Below are 23200 nucleotides of genomic sequence, written 5' to 3'. Positions count from 1 at the left end.
GATGAATCAGATGTCTCCCATCAACGTCGCCGTCAACGGCCGCACCTACGCCTGGCCGCGTGTGCCGGCGATCGCCATCTGCCTGGACGGCTGCGAGCCGGCCTATCTCGACGAAGCGATCAAGGCCGGGCTGATGCCGGCCTTGGTCAGGATCAAGCAGAAGGGCACGGTGCGCTTTGCGCACTCGGTCATCCCGAGCTTCACCAACCCCAACAATCTGTCGATCGCCACCGGTCGCCCGCCTTCAGTGCATGGCATTTGCGGCAACTATCTCTACGAGCGCGAGACCGGCAAGGAAGTGATGATGAACGACCCGCGCTTCCTGCGCGCGCCGACCATTTTCCAGGCCTTCTATGATGCCGGCGCCAAGGTCGCCGTGGTCACCGCCAAGGACAAGCTGCGCGCGCTGCTCGGCAAGGGGCTCGCCTTCGACGAAGGCCGCGCGCTGTGCTTCTCGGCCGAAAAGTCCGATACCACGACTCTAGCCCAGCATGGCATCGACAACGCCTCGAAGCATTTCGGCCTGCCGGTGCCGGAGGTCTATTCGGCCGAATTGTCGGAATTCGTCTTCGCCGCCGGCGTCCAGCTGCTCAGGGAATTCCGCCCCGACATCATGTACCTGACGACGACGGACTATGTGCAGCACAAATACGCGCCGGGCGTGCCCCAGGCCAACGCCTTCTACGAGATGTTCGACAAGTACTTGACCGAGCTCGATGCGCTGGGCGCGGCGATCGTTGTCACCGCCGACCACGGCATGAAGCCCAAGCACAAGGCGGATGGTTCGCCCGACGTGGTCTACGTTCAGGACCTGCTCGACGAATGGCTGGGCAAGGACGCGGCCAGGGTCATCCTGCCGATCACCGACCCCTATGTCGTGCATCACGGGGCGCTGGGCTCATTCGCCACCGCCTATCTGCCTGACGGCGCCGACCAGGCCGGCATCATGGCACGGCTGGCGAAGATCGACGGCATCATGCTGGTTGTCGATAGCCCGACCGCCTGCGAGCGTTTCGAACTGCCGGCCGACCGCATCGGCGACATCGTGCTGATCTCCACCGAAAACAAGACGATCGGCACCTCGGAGCATCGCCACGATCTGGCGGCGCTGAACGAACCGCTGCGCTCGCATGGCGGGCTGACCGAGCAGGAGGTGCCGTTCATCGTCAATCGCGTGCTGCCGGACCTGCCGAACGAACCCACGCTGCGCAATTTCGACGCCTTCTACTACGCGACGATGGCGGCTGCGCTGGCGTGAGGGTTGAGTTGGGTGTCAGCAAGGTGTGTAGGCATTCATGATGGTGCTGGCCGACACGCGATGGCCCGCCGACAAGAGATCAATGTTGCTCGCTGAGCATCGGAAACACTGACATGACCCAACTCGACCCTTCCATCAAAGTTCGCCACGAGCCGATGCGTATCGCCGGCAAGAAGGTCGATGCCGATGGCGTCGTCGAGGTGCGCTACCCCTGGAACGACACCGTTATCGGCACCGTGCCCGCCGGTCGCGCCGAGCATGCGCGACGAGCCTTCGAGATCGCTGCCGGTTACAAGTCGAAGCTGACCCGTTACGAGCGCCAGCAGATCCTGTTCCGCACCGCAGAGGCGCTGGCCTCGCGCCGGGAGGAGATATCCGATCTCATCACGCTGGAACTCGGCATCTCCAAGACGGATTCGCTCTATGAGGTCGGCCGCGCCTATGACGTGTTCACGCTGTCGGCGCAGATGTGCATCCAAGATGACGGCCAGATATTCTCCTGCGATCTCACCCCGCACGGCAAGGCGCGCAAGATCTTCACCATCCGCGAGCCGCTGAAGGCGATCTCGGCGATTACGCCGTTCAACCATCCGCTCAACATGGTCTCGCACAAGGTGGCGCCGGCGATCGCCACCAACAATTGCGTGGTAGTCAAGCCGACCGAACTGACGCCGATGACGGCGCTGCTTCTGGCCGACATCCTCTACGAGGCCGGCCTGCCGCCGGAAATGCTGTCGGTGGTGACCGGCTGGCCGGCCGATATCGGCAACGAGATGATCACCAACGAGAACATCGACCTGATCACCTTCACCGGCGGTGTTCCCGTCGGCAAGATGATCGCCCGCACCGCCGGCTACAAGCGCCAGGTGCTGGAACTCGGCGGCAATGATCCCCTGATCATCCTCAACGATTTGTCGGACGAGGATCTGGCAAGGGCAGCTGACCTGGCGGTGGCCGGAGCGACGAAAAACTCCGGCCAGCGCTGCACGGCGGTCAAGCGCATCCTGGTCCAGGAAAGCGTCGCCGACCGTTTCGTGCCGTTGGTGCTTGAGCGGGCGAAGAAGATCCGCTTCGGCGACCCGATGGACCGCTCGACCGACCTCGGCACCGTCGTGCACGAGAAGGCGGCCGCACTCTTCGAAGCCCGCGTTCACATGGCCGCCGAACAAGGCGCCGACATCCTCTACAACCCCGGCCGCCAGGGTGCGCTGCTGCCGCCGATCGTCGTCGATCGCGTGCCGCACACCTCCGAGCTGGTCATGGAAGAAACGTTTGGGCCGATCATCCCGATCGTGCGCGCTCCCGATGATGACGAGGCGTTGATCAAGCTATCCAACTCGACCGCCTTCGGACTTTCGTCGGGCGTCTGCACCAACTCGTTTCCTCGCATGCAGAAATACATCGCCGGCCTCGAGGTTGGCACGGTCAACATCTGGGAAGTGCCGGGCTACCGCATCGAGATGTCGCCTTTCGGCGGCATCAAGGACAGCGGCAATGGCTACAAGGAAGGCGTCATCGAGGCGATGAAGAGCTACACCAACGTCAAGACTTTTTCGCTGCCGTGGTAGGCTCGATGGACGGCTACGATCTCGCCGTCGTCGGCTCAGGCATCGTCGGGCTGGCGCATGCGCTGGCGGCGGTGCGGCGCGGGCTGCGCGTCGTTGTCGTCGACCGCGACCAGAAGGCGAATGGCGCCTCGATCCGCAATTTCGGCCTTGTCGTCGTCACCGGGCAGGATTCTGGCCTGTCGCGCCGGCGCGCCGAACGCAGCCGGCAGGTCTGGCTCGACCTCGCCGGCGAGGCAGGGTTGGAAATTCTGCAGCGCGGCAAGCTCGTCGCCGCGCAGCGCCCGGAAGCGCTGGCTCTGCTGGAGGCCTTCAGGTCCGGACAGGATGGCCAGGACTGCAAGCTGCTGACGGCACGCGAAGCGGCCGCACATCTGGATGGCCTGGATGAGAAGGCGCTTGTCGGCGGGCTCTACAGTCCATTCGAATTGCGGGTCGAATCGCGTGAGGTTCTGCCCAGGCTGACGTCGTTCCTGGCCGAAATGCACGGCGTCGAATTTCGCAACGGCATTTCGGTGACATCGATCGCCGCGCCGGTCGTCGAGACCAGTTCGGGTCGTCTGTATGCCGAAAAGATCGTGGTCTGCCCCGGTGATGATTTTGCCTCGCTCTATCCCGAGCGGATGGGCCAATATGGTATCAGGCGCTGCAAGCTTCAGATGCTGCGGCTTGCCGACCCCGGACACCGGTTTCGCTCGGCGCTGACCTCCGATCTCAGCCTGCTGCGATACGGCGGCTTCTCCTGCCTGCCGGAGGCCGGCGCATTGCGGAAAAGATTGACCGAACAGTGCGGCGCGGCGCTGGAAAACGGCGTCCATCTGATCGTCGTGCAAAGCGCCGACGGCTCTCTCGTCATCGGCGATTCCCATCACTACGGCATGACGCTCGATCCATTCGGGTCGGACGCGGTAGACCACCTTATCCTCGATGAATTCAAGACCTTGTTCGGCGGCAAGGCGCCGGAGGTGGTCGCGCGTTGGACGGGAACCTATGCGTCGGCGGGCCCTGCGATGATCCGCGACGCCCCGCATGACGATGTGCGGCTCGTAATAGTCACCAGCGGCACGGGTGCCAGTACCGGTTTCGCCATTGGCGAGGAGACCATCGCGGAGCTGTTTGGATGATTGGTTTGGCGTGGTGCAAGGCTTCGCTGCACCGGCAAAGGCGCGACAATACGTGTGAGGAACAATGACCCTCGTCCATACCGAAGGTGAATCGAACAGTTCCGCCGCGCGCGGCGCCTGGACGGCAAAACAGGATGACGCGCCAACGCGTCGCCTGCTTGCGCGCGATGCCGCCGCCTTCCTGCACCAGAGCCTGTCCAGCCCGTGTGTCTCGGCCATCGCCAAGGCCGAAGGCATCTGGATCGAGGATACCGCCGGGCGGCGCTACATGGATTTCCATGGCAACAGCGTGCACCACATTGGCTACGGCCATCCGCGCCTGAAGGAAGCGATCCGCGCGCAGATGGACGCCTTGCCCTTCGCGCCGCGCCGCTTCGCCTGCGAGCCGGCGGTGGAGCTCGCCGAGACGCTCGGCGAGCTGGCGCCGGGAAATCTCGGCAAGGTGCTGTTCACCACCGGCGGGTCCGATGCGATCGAGGTGGCGCTGAAGCTGGCGCGTGCGGCCACCGGCCGCTTCAAGACGCTGTCCTTCTGGGATGCTTTCCATGGTGCCGGCTTTGGCGCGTCGAGCGTCGGCGGCGAGGCGACCTTCCGGTCGGGCATTGCCGGGCCGCTTCTGCCTGGCGCCGAGCATGTCGCGCCGTGGGCGCCGCACAACTGCCCCTATGGCACCACTTCGCTGGAGGAGTCTGCCCGCGCCTGCGCCAGCATGATCTCCTACGTGCTCGGCCGCGAAGGTGATTTTGCTGCCTTCATCGCCGAACCGATGCGGGCGACGCCGCTGGTGCCGGCGCCCGGTTTCTGGAAGGCGGTGCGCGAGGCCTGCGACCGCCACGGCACACTGCTGATCTTCGACGAGATACCGACCGGCCTTGGCAAGACCGGAAAGTTCTTTGCGTCCGAGCATGACGGCGTCACGCCCGACATGATCGTGCTCGGCAAGTCGCTGGGTGGGGGCATCCTGCCCATCGCCTCGGTGATCGCGCGGCGCGACCTCGACGTCGCTGGCGACTACGCCATCGGCCACTACACGCATGAGAAGAACCCGGTCACCGCGCGCGCCGCGCTGACCACCATCGCCATTGTGCGCGAGGAGGGACTGGCCGAGCGCGCCGCCGAGCTCGGCGCCTATGCCATGGCACGCATGACCGATCTCATGCGGCGCTCGGCCTTCGTTGGCGACGTCAGGGGCAGGGGACTGCTGTTCGGCGTCGAGATGGTCGAGGACAAGGCCAGCCGCGCGCCGGCGCGCGCGCTCGCCGAAAAGGTCTATTACCGTTGCCTCGAACAAGGGCTGAGCTTCAAGATCAGCCAGGGCAATGTGCTCACCCTTTCGCCACCGCTGGTTATCGCGCGCGCCGACCTCGACCGGGCGCTGGACATCGTCGAGGCCGCGGTGCTCGCGGGCTGAGCATGAGGAGTGTTGTCGATAATGAAGGCCGTGCGCACCGACCGGGAACTCGAATGTCCCGAAATTGATGCCGGCTTGCGGGCGAGGGGCGTCGAACTGGTGACGCTGCCGGATGGCATTTCCGAAGACGACCTCATCGATGCGGTCGCCGATGCCGATCTTCTGCTCATGTGCTACACGCCGATCACCGCACGGGTGATCGAGGCGGCTCCCAGATTGAAGGGCATCGTCAAATACAGTGTCGGCATCGACGCCATCGACATCCCGGCTGCGATGCGGCGCGGCATTCCTGTTGTCAATGTGCCCGACTATGCCGAGGAAACCGTGGCCGAGGGCGCCTTCGCCCTGATGATATCGCTGGCCAAGCGGCTGCCGGCGATCACCGCGGCGGTGTCGCGCGATGGCTGGGTCTGGCCCGCGCAACGCTGGCTCGGGCGCGACATTTCCGGGGCCACGCTGGGGCTCGTCGGCTGCGGCAAGATCGGCCGTAGCATGGCGCGCATGGCCGGCCACGGGTTTCGTGCCCGGGTGCTCGGCTTCGATCCCGGAGTCGATGCGGCGACGATGCAGGGCGCCGGCATCGAGAAGGTCGACGATCTGCAGGCCATGCTGCGTGCCTGCGATTTCGTTTCCCTCCATTGTGTACTCAATGACGGGACGCGCGGCCTGATCGGCAAGGCCGAACTCGCCTGCCTCAAACCTTCCGCCATGATCATCAATGTTTCGCGCGGCGCGCTCGTCGACGAGGCGGCGCTTGTCGAGGCGATCGTTGCCGGGGCGATTGGCGGCGCCGGGCTCGATGTCTATTCGGTCGAACCGCTGGCCAGATCAGGCCATCCGATGAGCGCCCTGTTCGATCGCGACAATGTGATCCTGTTTCCGCATTTCACCTTCTTCACGCATGAAGCGATGCGCCGGCTCGGGGACGACACGCTTGCGCGCTGCTTCGAGATTCTCGAGGACCGGCCGGTGACCATCCGCTCGCATGATCCGCGTTTGCGAGCGCAGGCATCGGGTGTCTTCTTCGGCTGATAGTCTTTGTTTTTCAAACCGATAGACGCCTTGCGCACAATTGCGTTGGCGCCCGCGACAAGCATGCGACAGTTCCATGACAAATATCAGAAGAAGTTTGTCTGTCATAAAATAAATAGATTTTACTTATCGATTACCGATCCCCACAGTTGTCACAACGACGACATCCAATCGGCTCAACGTCCGCCAGAGACGAAGCTGGTCGGTCCTAGTGCATCGCAGAATGTGCCTTCAATCACAGGGGAACTGATCCATGAAATCGCGCAATGCAAGCATCGCAATGGCCTTCGCCGTGTCGCTCTTGGCTTCGTCGGCTCTCGTCGGCCCGGCCTTCGCCGGCGGCGTCGTGACCATCTATTCCGCCGACGGCCTGCATGATGGCAATGGCAGCTGGTACGAGACCGAATTCGCCGCCTTCACCAAGGCCACCGGCATCACCGTGCAGTATATCGAGGCCGGCTCGGGCGGCGTCGTCGAGCGTGTCGCCAAGGAAAAGTCGAACCCGCAGGCCGACGTGCTGGTGACGCTGCCGCCCTTCGTCCAGCGCGCCGCCGCCGATGGCTTGCTGCAGGACTATAAGCCGGAAGGCGCCGACCAGATCGACGGCGGCACCGACAAATACCGGCCTGTCGTCAACAACTACATGAACTTCATCTACAACAGCGCCGTGCTGAAGGAAGCGCCGAAAAGCTACAACGACCTGCTTGATCCCAAGTTCAAGGGCAAGATCCAGTATTCTACTCCCGGCCAGGCCGGTGACGGCACCGCCGTGATGCTGCAGGTCATCCATGCCTTTGGCGGTGAGGATGCCGGCTTCGAGTTCATGAAGAAGCTGCAGGACAACAATGTCGGCCCGTCCGCCTCGACGGGCAAGCTGACCGCGCTGGTCAACAAGGGCGAACTGCACGTCGCCAATGGCGACCTGCAGATGAACATGTCGCAGATGGCTGACAATCCCAACATCAAGGTGTTCTGGCCGGCCGGACCTGACGGCGTGCGCTCCACTTTCGCGCTGCCCTATGAGATCGGCCTGGTCACCGGTGCGCCCAATGCCGACAACGGCAAGAAGCTGATCGACTTCCTGCTCGCCAAGGAAGCCCAGTCCACCATAAGCTCGGTTGCTCTCGGTATGCCCGCCCGCAAGGATGTCAAACCCGATGACGCCAACTTCGCCAAGCTGCAGGAGGCGATGAAGGGCCTGACCATCTGGTCGCCGAACTGGGACGAGGCGCTGAGCAAGCTTCCCGACTACGTCAAGAAGTGGAACGAGGCGACCGGGAGCTGACACCCGAGGGCAGAAATCCGGAGGACCAAGCCATGTCGGCCGCCGCCTTTACTGGTACCAGTGTCATAGACATCGACGCCGCGAAAATTCGCGGCGCCGGCTCCAATGTCCACTTCGACAAGGTCAGCGTCGCCTATGGCGCACATGTCGTCCTGCACCCGCTGACGCTCGACATCGCGCCCGGTGAAATCCTGGCGATGATCGGTCCCTCCGGCTCCGGCAAGACCACCGCTCTGCGCGCCGTCGCCGGCTTCGTGCGGCCGGTCAGCGGCCGCATCCGTATTGGCGCCACGGACGTCACCGATCTGCCGCCCTACGAACGCGGCCTCGGCATGGTGGTGCAGAACTACGCGCTGTTTCCGCACATGCGGGTGGAAGACAACGTTGCCTTTGGGCTGCGGGCGCAAGGCGCCGAAAAGGCGCTGATCGCCGAGCGGGTCAAGGATGCGCTCGGCACTGTCGGCATGGCGACTTTTGCCCGGCGCTATCCGCGCGAGCTGTCGGGCGGGCAGCAGCAGCGTGTGGCGATTGCTCGGGCGCTTGCCGTCAGACCGCGTGTGCTGCTGCTCGACGAGCCGCTGTCGGCGCTCGACGCGCAGATTCGCCGCAACATGGTCGAGGAGATCGCTCGCCTGCACCGCAGCCTGCCGGGCCTGACCATCCTCTATGTCACCCACGACCAGACCGAGGCGCTGACGCTTGCCGACAAGATCGCCATCATGCGCGATGGCAGGGTGTGTTCGCATGGCCTGACGACGGAACTCTACCGCCGCCCGCCGAACCGCTTCACCGCCGAGTTTCTCGGCCGTGCCAACCTTCTGCCGGTCACGGTTGCCGAGGCCGTCGGCTCGAAGGGCTTTGCCACGGCAAGGCATGGCGACGCGGTGCTGACGAGCGCCGGCCTCGACGAGAAGGCCGGTGACAGGAGCCTGCTCTGCATCCGGCCGCAGCATCTCAGCCTGACTGCCGAAAGCGAGCATACCAACCGCATCGTCGGCACATTGCGGGAAGTGCACTGGCAGGGTGAACTCACGCATCTTGTGCTCGATGTCGGCGGCACGCCGGTGCGCGTCTCGGCAACGAAATTGCCCATCGCCTTGCCCGAACCCGGCGCCCAGTTGACGCTGTTCTTTGCCCCTGCCGACACCTCGCTGCTGCCGGAAGACGCCGGTGTCTGAGGCGGTCGCCATCGGTTCGCCGGTCACCATCAGGCGGGAACCCGGCAAATTCTGGATCGTGCCGCCGGCGGCGCTGCTGGCGCTGCTGTTCTTCTATCCACTGGCGCTCATCGCCCGGCAGGCCTTCCTCGACGACAGCGGTGTCGCCAATGCCGCCGAGATCTTTCGCGTGCTGCATTCGCGCTTCTTCCTCAACGCGCTGGTCAACACGGTGACGATCTCGATTGCCGCGACGGCCGGATGCCTGATCGTCGGCCTTGTGCTGGCGCTGATCCTTGCCTTCGTGCCGTTCCCCGGCTCAGGCTTCATCGCCCGGCTGATCGACACCTTCATCGCGCTACCGACCTTCCTGGTGACGCTTGCCTTCACCTTTCTCTACGGTTCCGCCGGCATGCTCAACACCGGGCTGATGGAGGCCTTCTCGCTGCCGCTGCCGCCTGTCGATTTCCTCTATTCGACCTGGGGCGTGGTCCTGGCCGAAGTCACCGTCTACACGCCCTTCATCTTGCGGCCGCTGCTCGCCGCCTTTTCGCTGGTCGACCGCGGCCAGATCGAAGCGGCAAGCGTGCTTGGCGCGCGCCCGTTCCGCATTGTCCGCCAGGTCATCCTGCCGGCTGCGATCCCCGCGCTCATCGCCGGCGGCAGCCTGTGCCTGCTGCTCACCGTCAACGAATTCGGCATCGTGCTGTTCATCGGCGCCAAGGGTGTCATCACGCTGCCTCTGCTGATCTACGGCAAGGCGATCCAGGAATCGGCTTACCAGGTCGCCTGCATCATCGCCGTGGTCAACATCGCGCTGTCGCTCGGACTGTTCGGCCTCTACCGTTTCGCCGCCGGCCGGTTGGGGGCTTAGCGATGCTGGTTTGGTCGCGCCCCGGTCGCATTGTGCTGTGGATGCTTTTCGCGCTGATCTTCGGCGTGCTGTTCCTGGCGCCGCTGGCTGTCATCCTGCTGTCCAGCCTTGCCGACCAGTGGAACGGCGTGCTGCCCAATGGCCTGACGACGGAGCATTACACCGATGTGGTTCGGGGCTCGGCGTGGAACGCGGTCAAGGCCAGCCTGATCACCGGTTTCCTGGCCAGTGCGCTGGCGCTGGTCAGCGGCACCTGGGCGGCTCTGTCGCTTCGCCTCCAGGGTCACGCCTTGAAGCGCCTGCTGGGTCTGCTGTTCTTCATCCCCAGCGCAGTGCCTTCGGTGTCGGTCGGCCTTGGCCTGCTGGTTGCCTTCAGCCACCCGCCGCTCTTGCTCAACGGCACGATAGCGATGGTCATGATCGCGCATTTCGTGCTGATCTCGGCGTTCACCTTCGGCAATGTCTCGGCCGGCCTGGCGCGGCTTTCGCCCGACTTCGAACAGGTGGCGTCGAGCCTTGGCGCGCGGCCGGCCTACCGGCTCTGGCATGTCACGCTGCCCTTGCTGGCGCCTTATCTGGTTGCCGCTTTCGGACTGAGCTTCGCGCTATCGATGGGCGAACTCGGCGCCACCGTCATGGTCTATCCGCCGGGCTGGGTGACGCTGCCGGTATCGATTTTCAGCCTCACCGACCGCGGCGACATTTTTGCCGGCGCAGCGCTCACCATGATCCTGGTCGCGGCGACGCTGGTGCTGCTGCTCGGGCTGGAGCGCATCACCGCGCGTGCCACCGGCTCTTAGGGGTCGCGCTGCGTTTCAGCTCTGCGCCGGCTTGCGCTCGACTATGTAGATATGGTCGGCGGCGAGCACGACGTCGCCGCGCTGGTTGATTACCTCGCAGCGCTCGATCACCCGTCCTGAACCCGGCCGCTTGGGATCGTCCTCCTTGGCCGTGATGGTGGTGCGCGTGCGGATGGTGTCACCGATGAACACCGGCTTGATGAAGCGCAGTCGGTCATAACCGTATGAAAACGCGACGGGGTTGACGATAGCAGCCGTCAGCCCGATGCCGACCGAGAACACCAGCGTGCCATGGGCGATGCGCTGGCCGAACGGCGTCGCCTTCATATACTCGGCGTCCATGTGGTGCGGGAAGAAATCGCCGGTGTGGCCGGCATGGACGATGAAGTCGGTCTCGGTGATGGTGCGGCCGCTGGTCAAGCGTGACGAACCGATCTCGTAGTCTTCGAAATAGGTGATCTGTTCCATCAGGGTCTTTCCGCGATCGGCGTCGCTGGCGCGGCACTTGAACGATAAGCGGCTTCCACGAGCGCCATGGTGTTCCAGGCGTCCTCGACCGAACTGACCAGCTTGTCGTCTTCTCCGGCCGCAAAGCGCTGGACATTGGCCATGCGTCCGACGAAGGCGTCGGGGAACCATTCGCCGGCCAAAGGCACGGCAATCCAGTCCGTCCCACCCTTGGGATAGATTTCCAGAATGTCCGGCTCGCCAGTGGGATAGTCGAGATTAAGGCCGAGCTTGAGATAGGCCGCGCCCTCGGTACCGCAGATACGGAACTCGCAGGCCTGGTGCCGGCGCCCGAACTTGTGGTCGTGGTTGATCGACAGCGCGCAGCGCACGGTGTCGCCATAGTCGAGGATGGCGCTGGTACGCGTCTGCGCCACCTTGTGGTTGGGGTGGCCGAGTGTCTTGGCGTGGACGCCTTGCGGATCGCCGAGCAATTGCCTGATCAGATCGAGATAGTGGATCGAATGCATGGCGATCTCGACGCGCGGCGCCTTGAGCAGGAATTCCCACAATTCCCAAGGTGTGGCCAGTGCCAGCCAGGCGTCGAAGTCGACGACCTCACCCAGCCAGCCCTTGGCGATGGCATCCTTTAGCGCCAGCATCATTGGTGCGAAGCGAAGCTGGAAATTCACCGCTGCCTTGAGGTCCTTGCCGCGGCAGATCTCCAGGATTTCGGTTGCCTCGCCGAGATAGTTGCCCATCGGCTTCTGGATCAGTGCGACCGCACTATCGGGCAATGCCTTCAGGATCTCACCATGCCGCCCGGGCGGCGTGGCCAGATCGAAGATCGCATCCTTGATATCAGCGGCCTCGTCCACCGAGCGGAACGCGGTGATGCCCCATTTCCCGGCCAGGGCCTGCGCCTTGGCCTGGTCCGGATCGTAGAGGCCGGCAATCGGGAATCCCGCTTTGCGATAGGCGGGAAAATGCGCGTCGCCGACGATCGAGCCGGCGCCGAAGGTGACGATCGGCCGGGGCTTTGACGGTTTGGGCCAGGACTGGACGAGCGAGGCAGGGTCGAAACCGCCCTCAGTCCCTTCAGTCATGGTGAAAGACCTCGTCCATCTCGGCCCACCATTCGCCCTCCTTGCGTGTCGCCAGCGGCTCCTGGCAAGGTATGCAGACCGCCCACCACTCCTGCGTCCTGGGATCAGCGGCCATTTTGGCCATGTCGGCGGCATAGTCGGTGCCATGATATTCGAAATTGGAGAACAGCAGGTTTTCCGGCTGCTTCAGGTAGATCGAGTAGTTCTTGATGTTGCAGGCCGCAATCATGGTCAGCACGTCAGGCCAGACGGCGGCATGCAGGCGGACATATTCCTCGACCTTTTCCGGCTTTAGCCCCAGTACAAATCCCATCCGCCGCATATCAGCTCCTTTATGCCGTGATCGCCGTGGTAAATTCGGCGATGCTCATGCTCTTCACCGCGTCCCAGTCCCAGTCGATGCCGATACCCGGTTCGTCGGGCGCCAGCGCATGCCCATCCTCGATGCGCATATGCTTGCCGGTCAACTCATCGAGTTGCGGAATGTACTCGACATAGCGACCGTTCTGAACAGCGCAAGTCAGGCTGACATGCAGTTCCATCAGGAAATGTGGACAGACCGGAATGTCGAAGGTTTCGGCCGCATGGGCGATCTTCAGCCATGGCGTGATGCCGCCGATGCGGCCGACATCGACCTGCACGATCGAGCAGGCGCCCTTCTGCATATACTCACGGAAATGCCGGATCGAATAGAGCGACTCGCCGATGGCGATTGGCGTCGGTGTCGAATTCGACAACCGCACATGCCCGTCAATGTCGTCGGCCGGCAGCGGCTCCTCGATCCAGGCAAGATCGAGTTCGCGCAGCCTGGCTGCGCGCCGGATCGCCTCGTCGACCGAAAACCCCTGATTGGCGTCGGTCATGATCTCGTAACCGTCGCCGACCGCCTTGCGCACGGCCGACAGACGAGCAAGATCCTCCGATCCGTGCGGCTTGCCGATCTTCACCTTCGAGCCGCGAAATCCCTTGGCCTTGGCCGCCAGTGCGTCGTCGACCAGCGCGGCCGTCTCTATGTGCAGCCAGCCGCCTTCGGTCGTGTAGAGCGGGCAGCGGTCCTTGGCGCCGCCCGCAAGTTTCCACAGCGGAAGCCCCTGCTTCTTGGCCCTCAGATCCCAGAGTGCCGTGTCGATTGCCGCGATCGCGATGGCAGTGATCGCACCGATCGTGGTAGCATGGGTGGCGAATTCGAGATCACGCCAGATCGCCTCGATCATGTCGGGGTCGCGGCCGATCAGGCGTGGCGCCAGATGGTCGGACAAAAGCCGCATCACCGACGAACCGCCAGTGCCGATCGTGTAGCTGTAACCGGTGCCGACCGCGCCATCGGAATCGGTGATCGTGACGATTGGCGTTTCCTGGCTGACGAAACTCTGGATGGCGTCGGTACGCTTGACCTTGGGCACAAGGTCCACCATCCGCAGTTCGACTTTCTCGATTCTAGCCATGTCGGTCAGCTCCGCAATGTCTTTCCGGTATCGATGGCAAACAGGTGCGCCTGCGACAGGTCGAGGCTCATGGCAACGCGCTCGCCCGATTTCAGAGGTTTCGGGTTCAGCATGCGCGAGACCCAATCGCCGCCGTTGAATTCCACGAACACCAGCGTCTCGTTGCCGAGCGGTTCGGTGACGGTGATCGGCAGTTCGATCTGGTGAACGTCGGCGGCGCCGCCGGAACTGATACCATGGCCCGTCGGATAGATGTCGTCCGGCCGCAGTCCGAACACGACCTGGTCGCCGGTGGCGACATTGACCTTGAACTGGCCAGGCAGCGGCAGCTTTTCGCCGCTGGCGAAAACCAGTTGGCCATTGTCGATCGTCGCCTCATGCAAGTTCATCGGCGGCGAGCCGATGAAGCCGGCGACGAAGCGTGTCGCTGGCCGCCGGAACACCTCGTCGGGTGTGCCGACCTGTTCGATGTGGCCGTCGCGCATGATGACGATGCGGTCGGCCAGCGTCATCGCCTCGACCTGGTCGTGGGTGACGTAGATCACCGTCGACTGCACCTTGGCGTGCAGCTTCTTGATCTCGGTGCGCATCTGCGTTCGTAACTTCGCATCCAGATTGGAAAGCGGTTCGTCGAACAGGAACACGTCGGGATCGCGAACGATGGCGCGCCCCATGGCGACGCGCTGGCGCTGGCCGCCGGAGAGTTGCGAGGGGCGGCGGTCGAGCAGGGTGTCGAGACCGAGGATGGCCGAGGCCTCGGCGACGCGGCGGTCCATGTCTTCCTTGGCGGCGCCCGCGATCTTCAGGGAGAAGCCGAGATTCTCGCGCACCGTCATGTGCGGATAGAGCGCGTAGGACTGGAACACCATCGAGATGTTGCGCGAACGCGGCGGCAGATCGTTGACGACACGGCCGCCGATTTCGATCGAGCCGGCGCTGATCTCTTCCAGCCCGGCGATCATGCGCAGCGTCGTCGACTTGCCGCAGCCGGACGGCCCGACCAGTGCGATGAATTCGCGGTCGGTGATATCGAGATCGATACCATGCACGATCCCGACATTGCCGTAGCGTTTGGTCAGCTTTTTGAGGGAAACGGTTGCCATGGGGTCAGCCTTTCACCGCGCCGGAGGTCAGGCCGCCGACAAGGTGTTTCTGGACGATGTAGGTGAGGGTAAGCGCCGGGATGATCATCACCACGGCCAGCGCGCACATGCCACGCCAGTCGATGGTGAACTCGGCCGTGTAGTCGAGCAGGCCAACCGGCAGCGTCTTGGCGCTCACCGAACGGGTCAACTGCGAGGCCAGCGCGAACTCGTTCCAGCAGGTAAGGAAGGCGAAGATCGCGGCCGAAGCAATGCCAGGTCCCGCAAGTGGGAACTCGACCTGCCAGAACGCCTGCCAGCGCGTGCAGCCATCGATCTGCGCGGCTTCCGCGAGATCCTTCGGCACCTGGCGGAAGAAGCCGTCGATCAGCCAGATCGTGAACGGCACGTTGAGCGCGACATAGGCAAGGATCAGCCCAAAATGCGTGTCGATGATGCCGAGCCGCACATAAAGGAAGAACAGCGGCAGCGACAGCGCGATGCCCGGCACCGTGCGCGTCAGCATCAGCCCGAGGAACACGCTCGACTTGCCGCGAAAGCGATAGCGCGCGAATGCGTAGCCGCCGGCCATGCCGATGGCGACCGCGATCACCGTCGAGGTGACCGAGATGATCAGCGAGTTGCGGAAATACTCGATGACGGGGATGCCACCCTTGCCGATGCCTGAGAACATGGCGACGTAGGCGTCGAAGGAAATATCCTGGGGTATCCACACCGGCGGCTTGGCCATGATCTCGACGGTCGGCCGCAAGGACGACAGCACGATCCACAAGCCGGGCAGGCAGATGGTCAGCATCGCCAGGAACAGGCCGATGCGATAGACGATGCCGGTGAGCCGGCGCTTCAGGCGGGCGGCAGAATTTTCGTCCATCACCACTCCGCACCGATCTGCGTGCGCGCCGCGGCGAGCTTGTTGAAGAAATAGACGGTGAAGGCGATCGACAGCAGGATCGAGAAATAGGCCATGGCATTGGCCATGCCCATGCGCCCGTCGCTATAGGCGGTGCGCGCCACCAGCGTCCACAACAGTTCGGTGCGGCCGGCCGGTCCGCCATCGGTCATGATCTTGACGATGTCATAGGCGCGCGCGACGTCGAGCGATCGGATGGTCATGGCGATGTAGGCGAAGGGCATGACGAACGGCCACGTCACATAGCGGAATGTCTGCCACGGCGTACAGCCATCGACGCGCGCCGCCTCGATCGGCTCCTTCGGCATGGCGAGCAGGCCGGCCAGGATCAGGATGGCGAAGATCGCCGCCGCCGACCATATCTCGGCGATCGAAATGGCGATGAAAGCGAGATGGCCCTCGATCAGCCATGGGATCGCGTCTTGCGTGAGCCCCAGCGATTGCAGGGCATTGTTCACCAGGCCGATATTGTCGTTGAACATGAACTTGAACTGGAAACCGACGAGGATCGGCGAGAACATCATCGGAAACATCATCAGCGTGCGAAGGATGCGCTGGCCGCGCGTCGCCTTCTCGACCAGCATGGCAAGGCCGAGGCCAAGCAGCATTTCGAGATTGAGCGCGATGGTCAGCAGCAGCACCGTGCGGCCGAACGCCCACCAGAAATCGGTGTTGGACAGGATCGAAAGATAGTTCCGGAAGCCGACAAAGACGAAGAAGGTTTCGGGCTTGGTCAGGCGGAAAGGCGTGAAGCTGGAATAGAGCGACAAGAGCAATGGCACCACGACGACCGCCGCCAGCACGATCATGGCCGGAAGCAGCAGCAGGAATGGCGCGGATGGCTTGAAGCCCTTCATCAGAATCCTGTGAGGTTTTGACATTGAATTCCGGGCAATTCCGGGCCGCCTGTTGGCCGAGACCCAGGCCGGGACGAACGGGATAGTCCGTACCGGCAAGGCGCGATCGCCTCCCCCATCGGCGATGGGGGAGGCAGCCTTGGGAACGGTTGCTAGAGCTTGCCGGCGTCCTGGAGGATTTGCGTCGCCTTGGCGGCGGCTTCATCCAATGCCTGCTTGGAGGTCTTGTCGCCGAGGATCGCCGCCTGCAGTTCCGGATAGACGGCGTTCGAGATCTCGATCCATTCAGGCGTCTGCGGCACGGCGAAGGCGTGCTTGGCTTCTTCCTGGAAGGCGGACAGAACCTCCTTCTTGTAAGGATCGTTCTCGGCCTGCTTCAGGTCCCAGTCCCAGACAGCGGTGCGGGTCGGCAGCGGGCCGGCCGCGGCCTCGAGCTTCTGGCTGTCCTCATTGGTCAGCCACCAGACCAGCGAAGCGGCGGCCTCCTTGTGCGCGCAGTTCTCGGTCACCGAGAAACCGTGGAAACCCGACCAGCCGGTACGCTTGCCGGAAGACCCCTTCGGCGCGACCTTGACGCCGACATTGCCGGCGACCTTCGACGACTTCGGATCGTTGAAGAAACCGGCCCAGCCCGGCCAGTCGAGATTGATGGCGACGGTGCCCGAGGCAAAGCCCTGGCCGAGATCGTCCCAGAGGTAGTTGGTGGTGCCGGCCGGCACGGCCTTGGCCTTGTAGAGGTTGACGAACCAGTCGAGCGCCCGGATGCCGGCCTCGGAGTTGAAGACCGGCTTGCCGTCCTTGTCGAGATACTCGCCACCTTCGGCGACCACCATCTCGTAGAAACGGCCGTTGATGGCCTCTTCCTTGCCGGCGAACTGCGTGCCGTAGAAATTGGGCGGGTTGGCGAAGAACTCGGCCTGGTCGGTGACTTCCTTCCAGCTGTCCGGCGGCACCAGGTCATAGCCGTATTTCGCCTTGAACTTGGCCTTGTTGTCGGCGTTCTCGTAGAGGCTCTTCTGGTAGTAGAGCGCCGAGACGTCGAATTGCGCGCGCGGCAGCATCTCGAGCTTGCCGTCGATCGTTGCCGCCTTGATTGTCGACGGCACGAACGCGTCGATCTCTTCCTTGGGCAGCAATTTGCCGAGGTCGGTGTAGAGGCCGGTATATTGCGGAGCGAAGGACGAATGGTTCCAGCCGACGCACCAATTGGTGCTGCCCGAGGCGATGTCGGATTTGAGCTCCTTGTCGATGTCGAAGCCGTTCTTCTTGGTCAGGATGTTGACCTTGGCGCCGGTCGCCTTCTCCCATTCGGGGATGCGCTCGTAGAGCTTTTCGTATTGCTGGCCGCCGATCAGCTTCACGTCGACGGTAACGCCTTCGAATTTGCCGGGCAGGTCGCCGGCAAGGGCCGTGCCTGCACCGAATGCAAGCATCAGTGCGCCGGCGGAGACGCCGGAAAGCAGTCTGTTCATTGGTTTCCTCCCTGGGTGCGCCTCGCGGCGACCGCAACTTGTCCGCGTGACAAGAAATGCTACATTCATATACAAACAAAACATTCATACATACGTCAAGGCGAAATTTGTTTCCGCCGGTCGCGATCTTGCGTATATGAAGAATCGAATTCACTGGAGAGATGGCGCCATGGATGACAGCGAAGACGAGCGTTACCGCGCGCCGGCGCTCGACAAGGGGCTCGACATCCTCGAACTGCTGGCGGGCGTCGACGGCGGCCTGACCCAGGCCGAAATCGCCAAGAAACTCGACCGCAGCCCGAACGAATTCTACCGCATGCTCGACCGGCTGGTGCGGCGCGGCTATGTCACGAGGCTGGACGGCGACCGCTATTCGCTGACCCTGAAACTGTTCGGCCTGGCGCAATTGCACGCTCCGGTGCGCAGGCTGGTCTCTTACGCCACACCGCTGATGCGCGAGCTGGCCGAGACCTCGCAGCAGGCCAACCAACTCGTTGTTTTTGATCGCGGTTCCGCCGTGGTGATTGGCCAGCAGGAGGCGCCGAACTACTGGGGAATCTCGATCCGCGTCGGCTCCCACATCAGTCTGTTCGACACCGGGTCCGGCCACGTCCTGCTCGCCTTCCGCTCACCGGAAGAACGGCAAATGATGATTTCCGAGCATGTCCGCAGCACCGACAAGACAGCGCAGTCGCCCGAGTTCTTCACCCGTCTCGACCAGATCCGTGACCGTGGCTACGAGATGATGGCCTCTATGCAGACCGCCGGGGTCTACAATCTCTCCGCCCCGGTGCGCGGCTCCGACGGCAAGGCGATCGCGGCTTTGTCGATCCCCTACATCAGCGTGATCAACACGCCTTCCGCGCCTGACATTACTCGGACCATCGAGCTCTTGCTGGCAACCTGCGAGAAGCTGTCGCATCTGGCGGGTTCGACTGTTGGCTCATCCGCATAAATTCTTATTTGAATGAAGAATTCCCCCGTGAGATGATATGAAAACGCTGGAGGGAGGAGCCTCACTGTGATCATCGACACCCATCTGCATCTCATCGACCGCTCGGCCCTGCGCTACCCCTGGCTTGCCGGGGTGCCGGCGCTCAACCGCGATTTTTCCTTTGAGGAATATGCCACGGAGGCACAGCGCGTTGGCGTCGGGCGCGTGCTGCATATGGAGGTTGACGTCGATCCGGCCGACATCGAGGCGGAGACAGCGCGCGTCGAAGGCCTGTCGCGGCAAGCCGGCAGCATGCTGGCTGGGGTGATCGCATCCTGCCGGCCGGAGGAGGCCGGCTTTGCCGCCTATCTCGAACGTCAGCGGGCAAATCCTTTCGTCAAGGGTTTCCGCCGCGTCCTCCATGTCGTTCCGGACGACCTCTCGGAAGGCGCGATGTTTCGCGACAACATCAAGCGGCTTGGCGGCACCGGCCTGACCTTCGATCTCGTCGTGCTGCCGCACCAGATCCCCAAGGCGATCGCTCTTGCCGATCTTGCCCCCGACGTGCGGTTCGTGCTCGACCATTGCGGTGTCCCCGACATCAAGGGAAATGGCGAGCATCCCTGGCGCGAGCACATGAGAGAGATCGCGCGGCGTGCGAACGTCATGGCCAAGATATCGGGCGTCGTCGCCTATGCCGATCCTGGCAGTTGGACCGTCGAGACGCTGCGGCCTTACGTCGAACACACCATCGCTGCGTTCGGCTGGGACCGCGTCGTCTGGGGCAGCGACTGGCCGGTCTGCACGCTCGGCGGTGGCCTCTCGACCTGGGTGGCGGCGACCCATGCGTTGCTTTCCGGCTGCAGTGTCTCGGAGCGCGACAGCTTGCTGTCGGGCAATGCCCGCAAGCTGTGGCGTCTCGACTGACTGAACCCGCTCGACGTCTAGTCAAATCGTTGTCGAGACGTGTCGTTCACGGCCGTAAAGCGACACCAGCAGGACGATGATGAGGCCCAGTGCCGCCTGCACCGCCGACGGCTGGAAACCGAGGCCGATGAGCAGCGTGTTGATTTCGGTCAGCACCAGCACACCGGCGATGGTGCCGAGATAGCTGCCGCGTCCGCCGACCAGTGCGGCACCGCCGACGACGACCGCCGCGATGGTCTGGAACAGATAGGGTTGGCCAACATCGCCATAGGCCGAGCCGGTGAAGCCGAGCAGCAGCACGCCCGCGACGGCGGCAAAGAAAGCGCTTGCCGCATAGGTGATGACCCACATGCGAACCGGGTCGATCAGCGCCAGCGGTGCCGCGCCCGGATTGCTGCCCAGCGCATAGAGCCGGCGGCCATAAGGCGTCCGCTCCAGCACCAGCACGACAAGTGCCGCCACCACGACCAGGCTAGGCACCAGCCATGGCACCGGCAGCGGTCCCGCCGATCCGCCGATCGACACGAAGCTGGAAACCGCTTGCGGCGCCGAGCCAGACGGGAAGCCGGCTGTCCACAGCAGTACAAGCCCCTGCACAACCATGCCGATGCCGAGCGTGACGATGAGCGGCTGGATGTCGAGGCTGCGTGCGATCAGTCCGTTCAGGCCGCCGATGAGAATTGCCAGCACGCCAACGAGGCCGCAGACCAGGACAAAATTCCAGCCATCGCCATAGAGCTGCGCGGCCACGACATTGGCAAAGCCGATGACGAAGGGGATCGAGAGGTCGATGCCGCCCATGATGACGACCAGCGTCTGCCCGATCGAGGCAACGGCAAGCAGCGAGGCCAGCACCAGCATGGCGCGCACCGCAAAGGGCGAGGAATAGCCTGGAATGAGCATTGTGCCGGCGAGATGCAGAAGGGCCGCGACGCAGAAGGCACCGACGACGCGGGCATTGGTTGTCGCGAACAGGTTTCGGCCGGCCATGTCAGCGCCCCCTCATGGCAAGACGTTCCTGCAGCGCGGTCAGCATCACCGCCAGAACCAGTATGGCGCCATAGGCTATCTGCAGCACGAAGGTCGAGACGTTGAATGTCGTCAGCACGCTCTGAAGCAGGAAGATGTCGATCGCGCCGATCGCGGCGCCGGCGACGCCGCCGCGACCTCCGGCCAGGCTGACGCCTCCCAGGGCGACGGCGGCGATGGCGATCAACGTGTAGGTCGGCCCGATATTGGGATCGGCCGAACCGATCAGTGCCGTCAGCATCAGCCCGGCGCATCCGCCAAGGATGCCTGATATGACATAGGCAATGAAGCGCACGCGCGTGACATCGACGCCGGCGGTGTAGGCGGCGCGATCGTCGCTGCCGACCGCCATCAACTGGTCGTGGTAGGGCGTGCGGCGCACCAGCCACCAGGCAATGAACATCAAGGCCAGTGGCAGCATCGACAGCGGGCCGGACAGGGTTTTGAGCCAGGCCGGCGCCGGGCCGATCGGCGCCGGCAGGATCGTCAGCGTGACGCCGGTGAGGATCAGATAGGTGCCGAGCGTGGCGACGATCGGCTGGATGCGAACGATTGTCGCCAGGAACCCGTTCGCCGCGCCGACCAGCGCACCGATGAGCAGCGCCGCCGGGACAAGCAGCAGCGGCGAGGAGATGCCGGCCTTGAGGAAAAGTATCTGGATCACAACGGCATTGACGAAACCCATCAGCGGCCCGACCGAGATGTCGATGCCGCCACGCCCGGCCAGGATCACGGGTGTCGAGGCGATAGCCGCACCGATCAGCGGCGCGGCCAGTCCGACCAGCGCACCCCATGATCCCGGCTGGAACCGCGCCGGACTGAGGATGAGATTGACCGCAAGCAGGACGGCCAGCAGCACGACAGCGAAACCGACGCTGCGTCCAAGCGACAAGAGGCGTGCGAGAGGGCTCATGCCGCGCGTCCGAACATGGCGGAGATAACGCTCTCGGTGGTCATCGCCTCACCGGAGATTTCCGCCGCGACCTCGTTTTCGCGAAACACCAGCACGCGCTGGCACAGCAGAAGAATCTCCTCGATCTCGCTGGACAGGATGACCAGCCCCATGCCATCGGCAGCCAGCCCGCGAAAGACGTCGTAGAGAACATGCCGCGTCGCCACGTCGACGCCGCGCGTCGGGTCGTTGAGGAGCAGGATGGCGGGGTCGAGCGCCAACGCCCGGGCCAAAAGCACCTTCTGCTGGTTGCCGCCCGACAGTGTGGTGATCGGCGCATCGGGCCGGGGCGCCACGATCGACAGTTTCTCACGGTAGATGTCGTAGCGCGCCTTGCGCGCCGCTGGACTGATCAGGCCGAGACGCGCGTCACGCGACAAGGTCGAAACGGCAAAATTGTCGAGCACCGATTGCGTGGGAAAAATGCCGTTGGCGCGTCTGTCGCGCGGCAGGTAGGCGATGCCGCTGGCGACGGCTTTGCGGAACCCGGTGATCTTACGAAATGTGCCGGACACGCCGAGTTCGATCGAGCCGCCAAGCGGCTGCTCCAGGCCTGCGAGCATCTTGAGGAACAGTTCCTGGCCATGGCCATCGAGACCGGCAAGTCCGACGATCTCACCGGGAGCGATTCCTTGCGTTATTGCGCTTGCGGAAGGCGCGATGACCAGATCGCGGACGGCGAGGCCAGGAGCCGTGTGATCAGCCATGCGCCAGCTCCGCCGCCGTCCGTGGCGCCATCGCCCTGAGCAATTCGGCCGGCGTGGACGTGCCGCGCTCTTCGGTCCGCACCACGCTGCCGCCGCGCAGGATCGAGATGCGATCCGACAGCGACATTACCTCGTCCATGCGGTGGGTGATGAACAGGATCAGGCAGCCTTCGCAGGCCAGCGAGCGCATCAGCGAAAAGACGGATTCGCGGTCGGCGAAGTCGAGCGCCGCAGTGACCTCGTCGAGGATCAGGATTTTTGGGTTGCGCACGATCGCGCGGGCGAGAACGACCAGTTGCTGCGCGGCAAGCGGCAGCAGGCCAGCGGGCATGTCGAGGGGGACGTCGGTGACGGCGAAGCGCTTCAAGGCGGCCGCAGCCCTGTCACGACGCTCGTTGCGGGGAACGATGCGTCGGACCAGCCCGTCGAGGCCGAGCAGGATGTTATCGGTCACGCTGCGGTCCGGCGCGATCAGCACCTCCTGGAACACAGTGGCAAAGCCTTGCTCCTGGAAGGCCGAGGGGCTGGCGCCTGAGAAGGGCTTGCCTTGCAGCAGGATCGCGCCGCTGTCTGGCTGGACGATGCCGGACAACAGCTTGACCATCGTGCTCTTGCCCGAACCGTTTTCGCCCAGAATGGTATGGATGGTCCCCGCCCGGAACGCGATCGAGGCATCCGCGAGCGCGACCGTCTCGCCATAGCGTTTGGATATGGTTTTGATTTCAAGCATGCCATGTTTCAGGGCTGGCAAGCCGGCTTCGTGCGAGAAGCCAGCTTGCTGAGGCTGTGGCGGGGATCACTTCGC

23 protein-coding genes are annotated in these 23200 nt (G+C 63.7%); 11 read left to right on the top strand and 12 right to left on the bottom strand.

Annotation, left to right across the window (positions count from 1 at the left end):
• Nucleotide 1: 1 nt before the first annotated feature.
• The 9 genes from phnA to EB233_RS26180 all read left to right on the top strand — a co-directional run bounded on the left by phnA (nucleotide 2) and on the right by EB233_RS26180 (nucleotide 10506).
• Nucleotides 2-1258: a phosphonoacetate hydrolase gene (phnA, locus tag EB233_RS26220; RefSeq protein ID WP_064987908.1), complete on the top strand. Its 1257-nt coding sequence runs from the start codon at nucleotides 2-4 to the stop codon at nucleotides 1256-1258.
• A gap of 113 nt (nucleotides 1259-1371) precedes the next feature.
• Nucleotides 1372-2826 (top strand): phosphonoacetaldehyde dehydrogenase, encoded by a 1455-nt coding sequence (phnY, locus tag EB233_RS26215; protein ID WP_064987909.1) that lies wholly within the window; start codon nucleotides 1372-1374, stop codon nucleotides 2824-2826.
• 5 nt (nucleotides 2827-2831) lie between these two features.
• Nucleotides 2832-3947 carry a TIGR03364 family FAD-dependent oxidoreductase gene (locus tag EB233_RS26210; protein ID WP_064987910.1) on the top strand — a complete coding sequence of 372 codons (1116 nt, stop codon included), beginning with the start codon at nucleotides 2832-2834 and terminating at the stop codon, nucleotides 3945-3947.
• A gap of 64 nt (nucleotides 3948-4011) precedes the next feature.
• Nucleotides 4012-5358 (top strand): (R)-1-hydroxy-2-aminoethylphosphonate ammonia-lyase, encoded by a 1347-nt coding sequence (gene pbfA / locus EB233_RS26205; protein ID WP_064987911.1) that lies wholly within the window; start codon nucleotides 4012-4014, stop codon nucleotides 5356-5358.
• Between the two features lie 21 nt (nucleotides 5359-5379).
• The gene (locus EB233_RS26200) at nucleotides 5380-6390 is read left to right on the top strand and encodes a 2-hydroxyacid dehydrogenase (protein WP_064987912.1); all 1011 of its coding nucleotides are present in this window, start codon (nucleotides 5380-5382) and stop codon (nucleotides 6388-6390) included.
• A gap of 253 nt (nucleotides 6391-6643) precedes the next feature.
• Nucleotides 6644-7675, top strand: a complete 1032-nt coding sequence (locus tag EB233_RS26195; protein ID WP_064987913.1) for a 2-aminoethylphosphonate ABC transporter substrate-binding protein — start codon at nucleotides 6644-6646, stop codon at nucleotides 7673-7675.
• 32 nt (nucleotides 7676-7707) lie between these two features.
• Nucleotides 7708-8853, top strand: coding sequence for an ABC transporter ATP-binding protein (locus EB233_RS26190; RefSeq protein WP_064987914.1), 1146 nt, complete (start codon nucleotides 7708-7710; stop codon nucleotides 8851-8853).
• Nucleotides 8846-9706 (top strand): 2-aminoethylphosphonate ABC transporter permease subunit, encoded by an 861-nt coding sequence (locus EB233_RS26185; RefSeq protein WP_064987915.1) that lies wholly within the window; start codon nucleotides 8846-8848, stop codon nucleotides 9704-9706. Before EB233_RS26190 ends, EB233_RS26185 begins: the two co-directional genes overlap by 8 nt.
• Before the next feature lie 2 nt (nucleotides 9707-9708).
• The gene (locus EB233_RS26180) at nucleotides 9709-10506 is read left to right on the top strand and encodes an ABC transporter permease subunit (protein ID WP_064987916.1); all 798 of its coding nucleotides are present in this window, start codon (nucleotides 9709-9711) and stop codon (nucleotides 10504-10506) included.
• A gap of 15 nt (nucleotides 10507-10521) precedes the next feature.
• On the opposite strand, the gene EB233_RS26175 is transcribed toward EB233_RS26180, so the two are convergent.
• The 8 genes from EB233_RS26175 to EB233_RS26140 all read right to left on the bottom strand — a co-directional run bounded on the left by EB233_RS26175 (nucleotide 10522) and on the right by EB233_RS26140 (nucleotide 17846).
• On the bottom strand, nucleotides 10522-10977 hold the full coding sequence (locus EB233_RS26175; protein WP_064988748.1) for a MaoC/PaaZ C-terminal domain-containing protein: 456 nt from the start codon (nucleotides 10975-10977) through the stop codon (nucleotides 10522-10524).
• Nucleotides 10974-12059 (bottom strand): Gfo/Idh/MocA family protein, encoded by a 1086-nt coding sequence (locus EB233_RS26170; protein ID WP_064987917.1) that lies wholly within the window; start codon nucleotides 12057-12059, stop codon nucleotides 10974-10976. Before EB233_RS26170 ends, EB233_RS26175 begins: the two co-directional genes overlap by 4 nt.
• Entirely contained in the window at nucleotides 12052-12381 is a 330-nt protein-coding gene (locus EB233_RS26165) for an L-rhamnose mutarotase (protein WP_064987918.1), read from the bottom strand. The genes EB233_RS26170 and EB233_RS26165 overlap by 8 nt, the downstream gene beginning before the upstream one ends.
• A gap of 10 nt (nucleotides 12382-12391) precedes the next feature.
• Entirely contained in the window at nucleotides 12392-13504 is a 1113-nt protein-coding gene (locus EB233_RS26160) for a mandelate racemase/muconate lactonizing enzyme family protein (RefSeq protein WP_064987919.1), read from the bottom strand.
• 5 nt (nucleotides 13505-13509) lie between these two features.
• Nucleotides 13510-14607: an ABC transporter ATP-binding protein gene (locus EB233_RS26155; RefSeq protein WP_064987920.1), complete on the bottom strand. Its 1098-nt coding sequence runs from the start codon at nucleotides 14605-14607 to the stop codon at nucleotides 13510-13512.
• A gap of 4 nt (nucleotides 14608-14611) precedes the next feature.
• Entirely contained in the window at nucleotides 14612-15478 is an 867-nt protein-coding gene (locus EB233_RS26150; RefSeq protein WP_027055944.1) for a carbohydrate ABC transporter permease, read from the bottom strand.
• Complete coding sequence (locus EB233_RS26145) at nucleotides 15478-16374, bottom strand: carbohydrate ABC transporter permease (protein WP_064987921.1); 897 nt, start codon at nucleotides 16372-16374, stop codon at nucleotides 15478-15480. The genes EB233_RS26150 and EB233_RS26145 overlap by 1 nt, the downstream gene beginning before the upstream one ends.
• A 152-nt stretch (nucleotides 16375-16526) precedes the next feature.
• Nucleotides 16527-17846, bottom strand: a complete 1320-nt coding sequence (locus EB233_RS26140; RefSeq protein WP_064987922.1) for an ABC transporter substrate-binding protein — start codon at nucleotides 17844-17846, stop codon at nucleotides 16527-16529.
• A 169-nt stretch (nucleotides 17847-18015) separates the two neighbouring features.
• On the opposite strand from EB233_RS26140, the gene EB233_RS26135 reads away from it, so the two are divergent.
• Nucleotides 18016-18801: an IclR family transcriptional regulator gene (locus EB233_RS26135; RefSeq protein ID WP_027055941.1), complete on the top strand. Its 786-nt coding sequence runs from the start codon at nucleotides 18016-18018 to the stop codon at nucleotides 18799-18801.
• 66 nt (nucleotides 18802-18867) lie between these two features.
• Nucleotides 18868-19707, top strand: a complete 840-nt coding sequence (locus EB233_RS26130; protein WP_064987923.1) for an amidohydrolase family protein — start codon at nucleotides 18868-18870, stop codon at nucleotides 19705-19707.
• A 21-nt stretch (nucleotides 19708-19728) separates the two neighbouring features.
• Here the strand turns inward: EB233_RS26130 and EB233_RS26125 are convergent, their stop codons facing one another.
• The 4 genes from EB233_RS26125 to EB233_RS26110 are packed head-to-tail and all read right to left on the bottom strand — an operon-like array spanning nucleotide 19729 to nucleotide 23125.
• Nucleotides 19729-20697, bottom strand: a complete 969-nt coding sequence (locus tag EB233_RS26125) for an ABC transporter permease (protein ID WP_064987924.1) — start codon at nucleotides 20695-20697, stop codon at nucleotides 19729-19731.
• A 1-nt stretch (nucleotide 20698) separates the two neighbouring features.
• Complete coding sequence (locus tag EB233_RS26120; protein ID WP_064987925.1) at nucleotides 20699-21649, bottom strand: ABC transporter permease; 951 nt, start codon at nucleotides 21647-21649, stop codon at nucleotides 20699-20701.
• Nucleotides 21646-22395, bottom strand: a complete 750-nt coding sequence (locus tag EB233_RS26115; RefSeq protein WP_064987926.1) for an ATP-binding cassette domain-containing protein — start codon at nucleotides 22393-22395, stop codon at nucleotides 21646-21648. Before EB233_RS26115 ends, EB233_RS26120 begins: the two co-directional genes overlap by 4 nt.
• Nucleotides 22388-23125, bottom strand: coding sequence for an ATP-binding cassette domain-containing protein (locus tag EB233_RS26110; protein WP_064987927.1), 738 nt, complete (start codon nucleotides 23123-23125; stop codon nucleotides 22388-22390). Before EB233_RS26110 ends, EB233_RS26115 begins: the two co-directional genes overlap by 8 nt.
• Nucleotides 23126-23200 lie beyond the last annotated feature (75 nt).

This window comes from Mesorhizobium erdmanii, from assembly GCF_013170725.1.
Lineage (GTDB): Bacteria > Pseudomonadota > Alphaproteobacteria > Rhizobiales > Rhizobiaceae > Mesorhizobium > Mesorhizobium erdmanii.
This window is presented reverse-complemented; position numbering and strand designations above follow the sequence as displayed.

What these genes read in the sequence shown, in the direction of transcription:
- EB233_RS26115 (WP_064987926.1), bottom strand. Translation starts at nt 22,395, where the DNA reads ATGGCTGATCACACGGCTCCTGGCCTCGCCGTCCGCGATCTGGTCATC.
- phnY (WP_064987909.1), top strand. Translation starts at nt 1,372, where the DNA reads ATGACCCAACTCGACCCTTCCATCAAAGTTCGCCACGAGCCGATGCGT.
- EB233_RS26110 (WP_064987927.1), bottom strand. Translation starts at nt 23,125, where the DNA reads ATGCTTGAAATCAAAACCATATCCAAACGCTATGGCGAGACGGTCGCG.
- EB233_RS26150 (WP_027055944.1), bottom strand. Translation starts at nt 15,478, where the DNA reads ATGGACGAAAATTCTGCCGCCCGCCTGAAGCGCCGGCTCACCGGCATC.
- EB233_RS26210 (WP_064987910.1), top strand. Translation starts at nt 2,832, where the DNA reads ATGGACGGCTACGATCTCGCCGTCGTCGGCTCAGGCATCGTCGGGCTG.
- EB233_RS26155 (WP_064987920.1), bottom strand. Translation starts at nt 14,607, where the DNA reads ATGGCAACCGTTTCCCTCAAAAAGCTGACCAAACGCTACGGCAATGTC.
- EB233_RS26195 (WP_064987913.1), top strand. Translation starts at nt 6,644, where the DNA reads ATGAAATCGCGCAATGCAAGCATCGCAATGGCCTTCGCCGTGTCGCTC.
- pbfA (WP_064987911.1), top strand. Translation starts at nt 4,012, where the DNA reads ATGACCCTCGTCCATACCGAAGGTGAATCGAACAGTTCCGCCGCGCGC.
- EB233_RS26160 (WP_064987919.1), bottom strand. Translation starts at nt 13,504, where the DNA reads ATGGCTAGAATCGAGAAAGTCGAACTGCGGATGGTGGACCTTGTGCCC.
- EB233_RS26145 (WP_064987921.1), bottom strand. Translation starts at nt 16,374, where the DNA reads ATGAAGGGCTTCAAGCCATCCGCGCCATTCCTGCTGCTGCTTCCGGCC.
- phnA (WP_064987908.1), top strand. Translation starts at nt 2, where the DNA reads ATGAATCAGATGTCTCCCATCAACGTCGCCGTCAACGGCCGCACCTAC.
- EB233_RS26125 (WP_064987924.1), bottom strand. Translation starts at nt 20,697, where the DNA reads ATGGCCGGCCGAAACCTGTTCGCGACAACCAATGCCCGCGTCGTCGGT.
- EB233_RS26120 (WP_064987925.1), bottom strand. Translation starts at nt 21,649, where the DNA reads ATGAGCCCTCTCGCACGCCTCTTGTCGCTTGGACGCAGCGTCGGTTTC.
- EB233_RS26170 (WP_064987917.1), bottom strand. Translation starts at nt 12,059, where the DNA reads ATGACTGAAGGGACTGAGGGCGGTTTCGACCCTGCCTCGCTCGTCCAG.
- EB233_RS26140 (WP_064987922.1), bottom strand. Translation starts at nt 17,846, where the DNA reads ATGAACAGACTGCTTTCCGGCGTCTCCGCCGGCGCACTGATGCTTGCA.
- EB233_RS26190 (WP_064987914.1), top strand. Translation starts at nt 7,708, where the DNA reads ATGTCGGCCGCCGCCTTTACTGGTACCAGTGTCATAGACATCGACGCC.
- EB233_RS26135 (WP_027055941.1), top strand. Translation starts at nt 18,016, where the DNA reads ATGGATGACAGCGAAGACGAGCGTTACCGCGCGCCGGCGCTCGACAAG.
- EB233_RS26165 (WP_064987918.1), bottom strand. Translation starts at nt 12,381, where the DNA reads ATGCGGCGGATGGGATTTGTACTGGGGCTAAAGCCGGAAAAGGTCGAG.
- EB233_RS26180 (WP_064987916.1), top strand. Translation starts at nt 9,709, where the DNA reads ATGCTGGTTTGGTCGCGCCCCGGTCGCATTGTGCTGTGGATGCTTTTC.
- EB233_RS26200 (WP_064987912.1), top strand. Translation starts at nt 5,380, where the DNA reads ATGAAGGCCGTGCGCACCGACCGGGAACTCGAATGTCCCGAAATTGAT.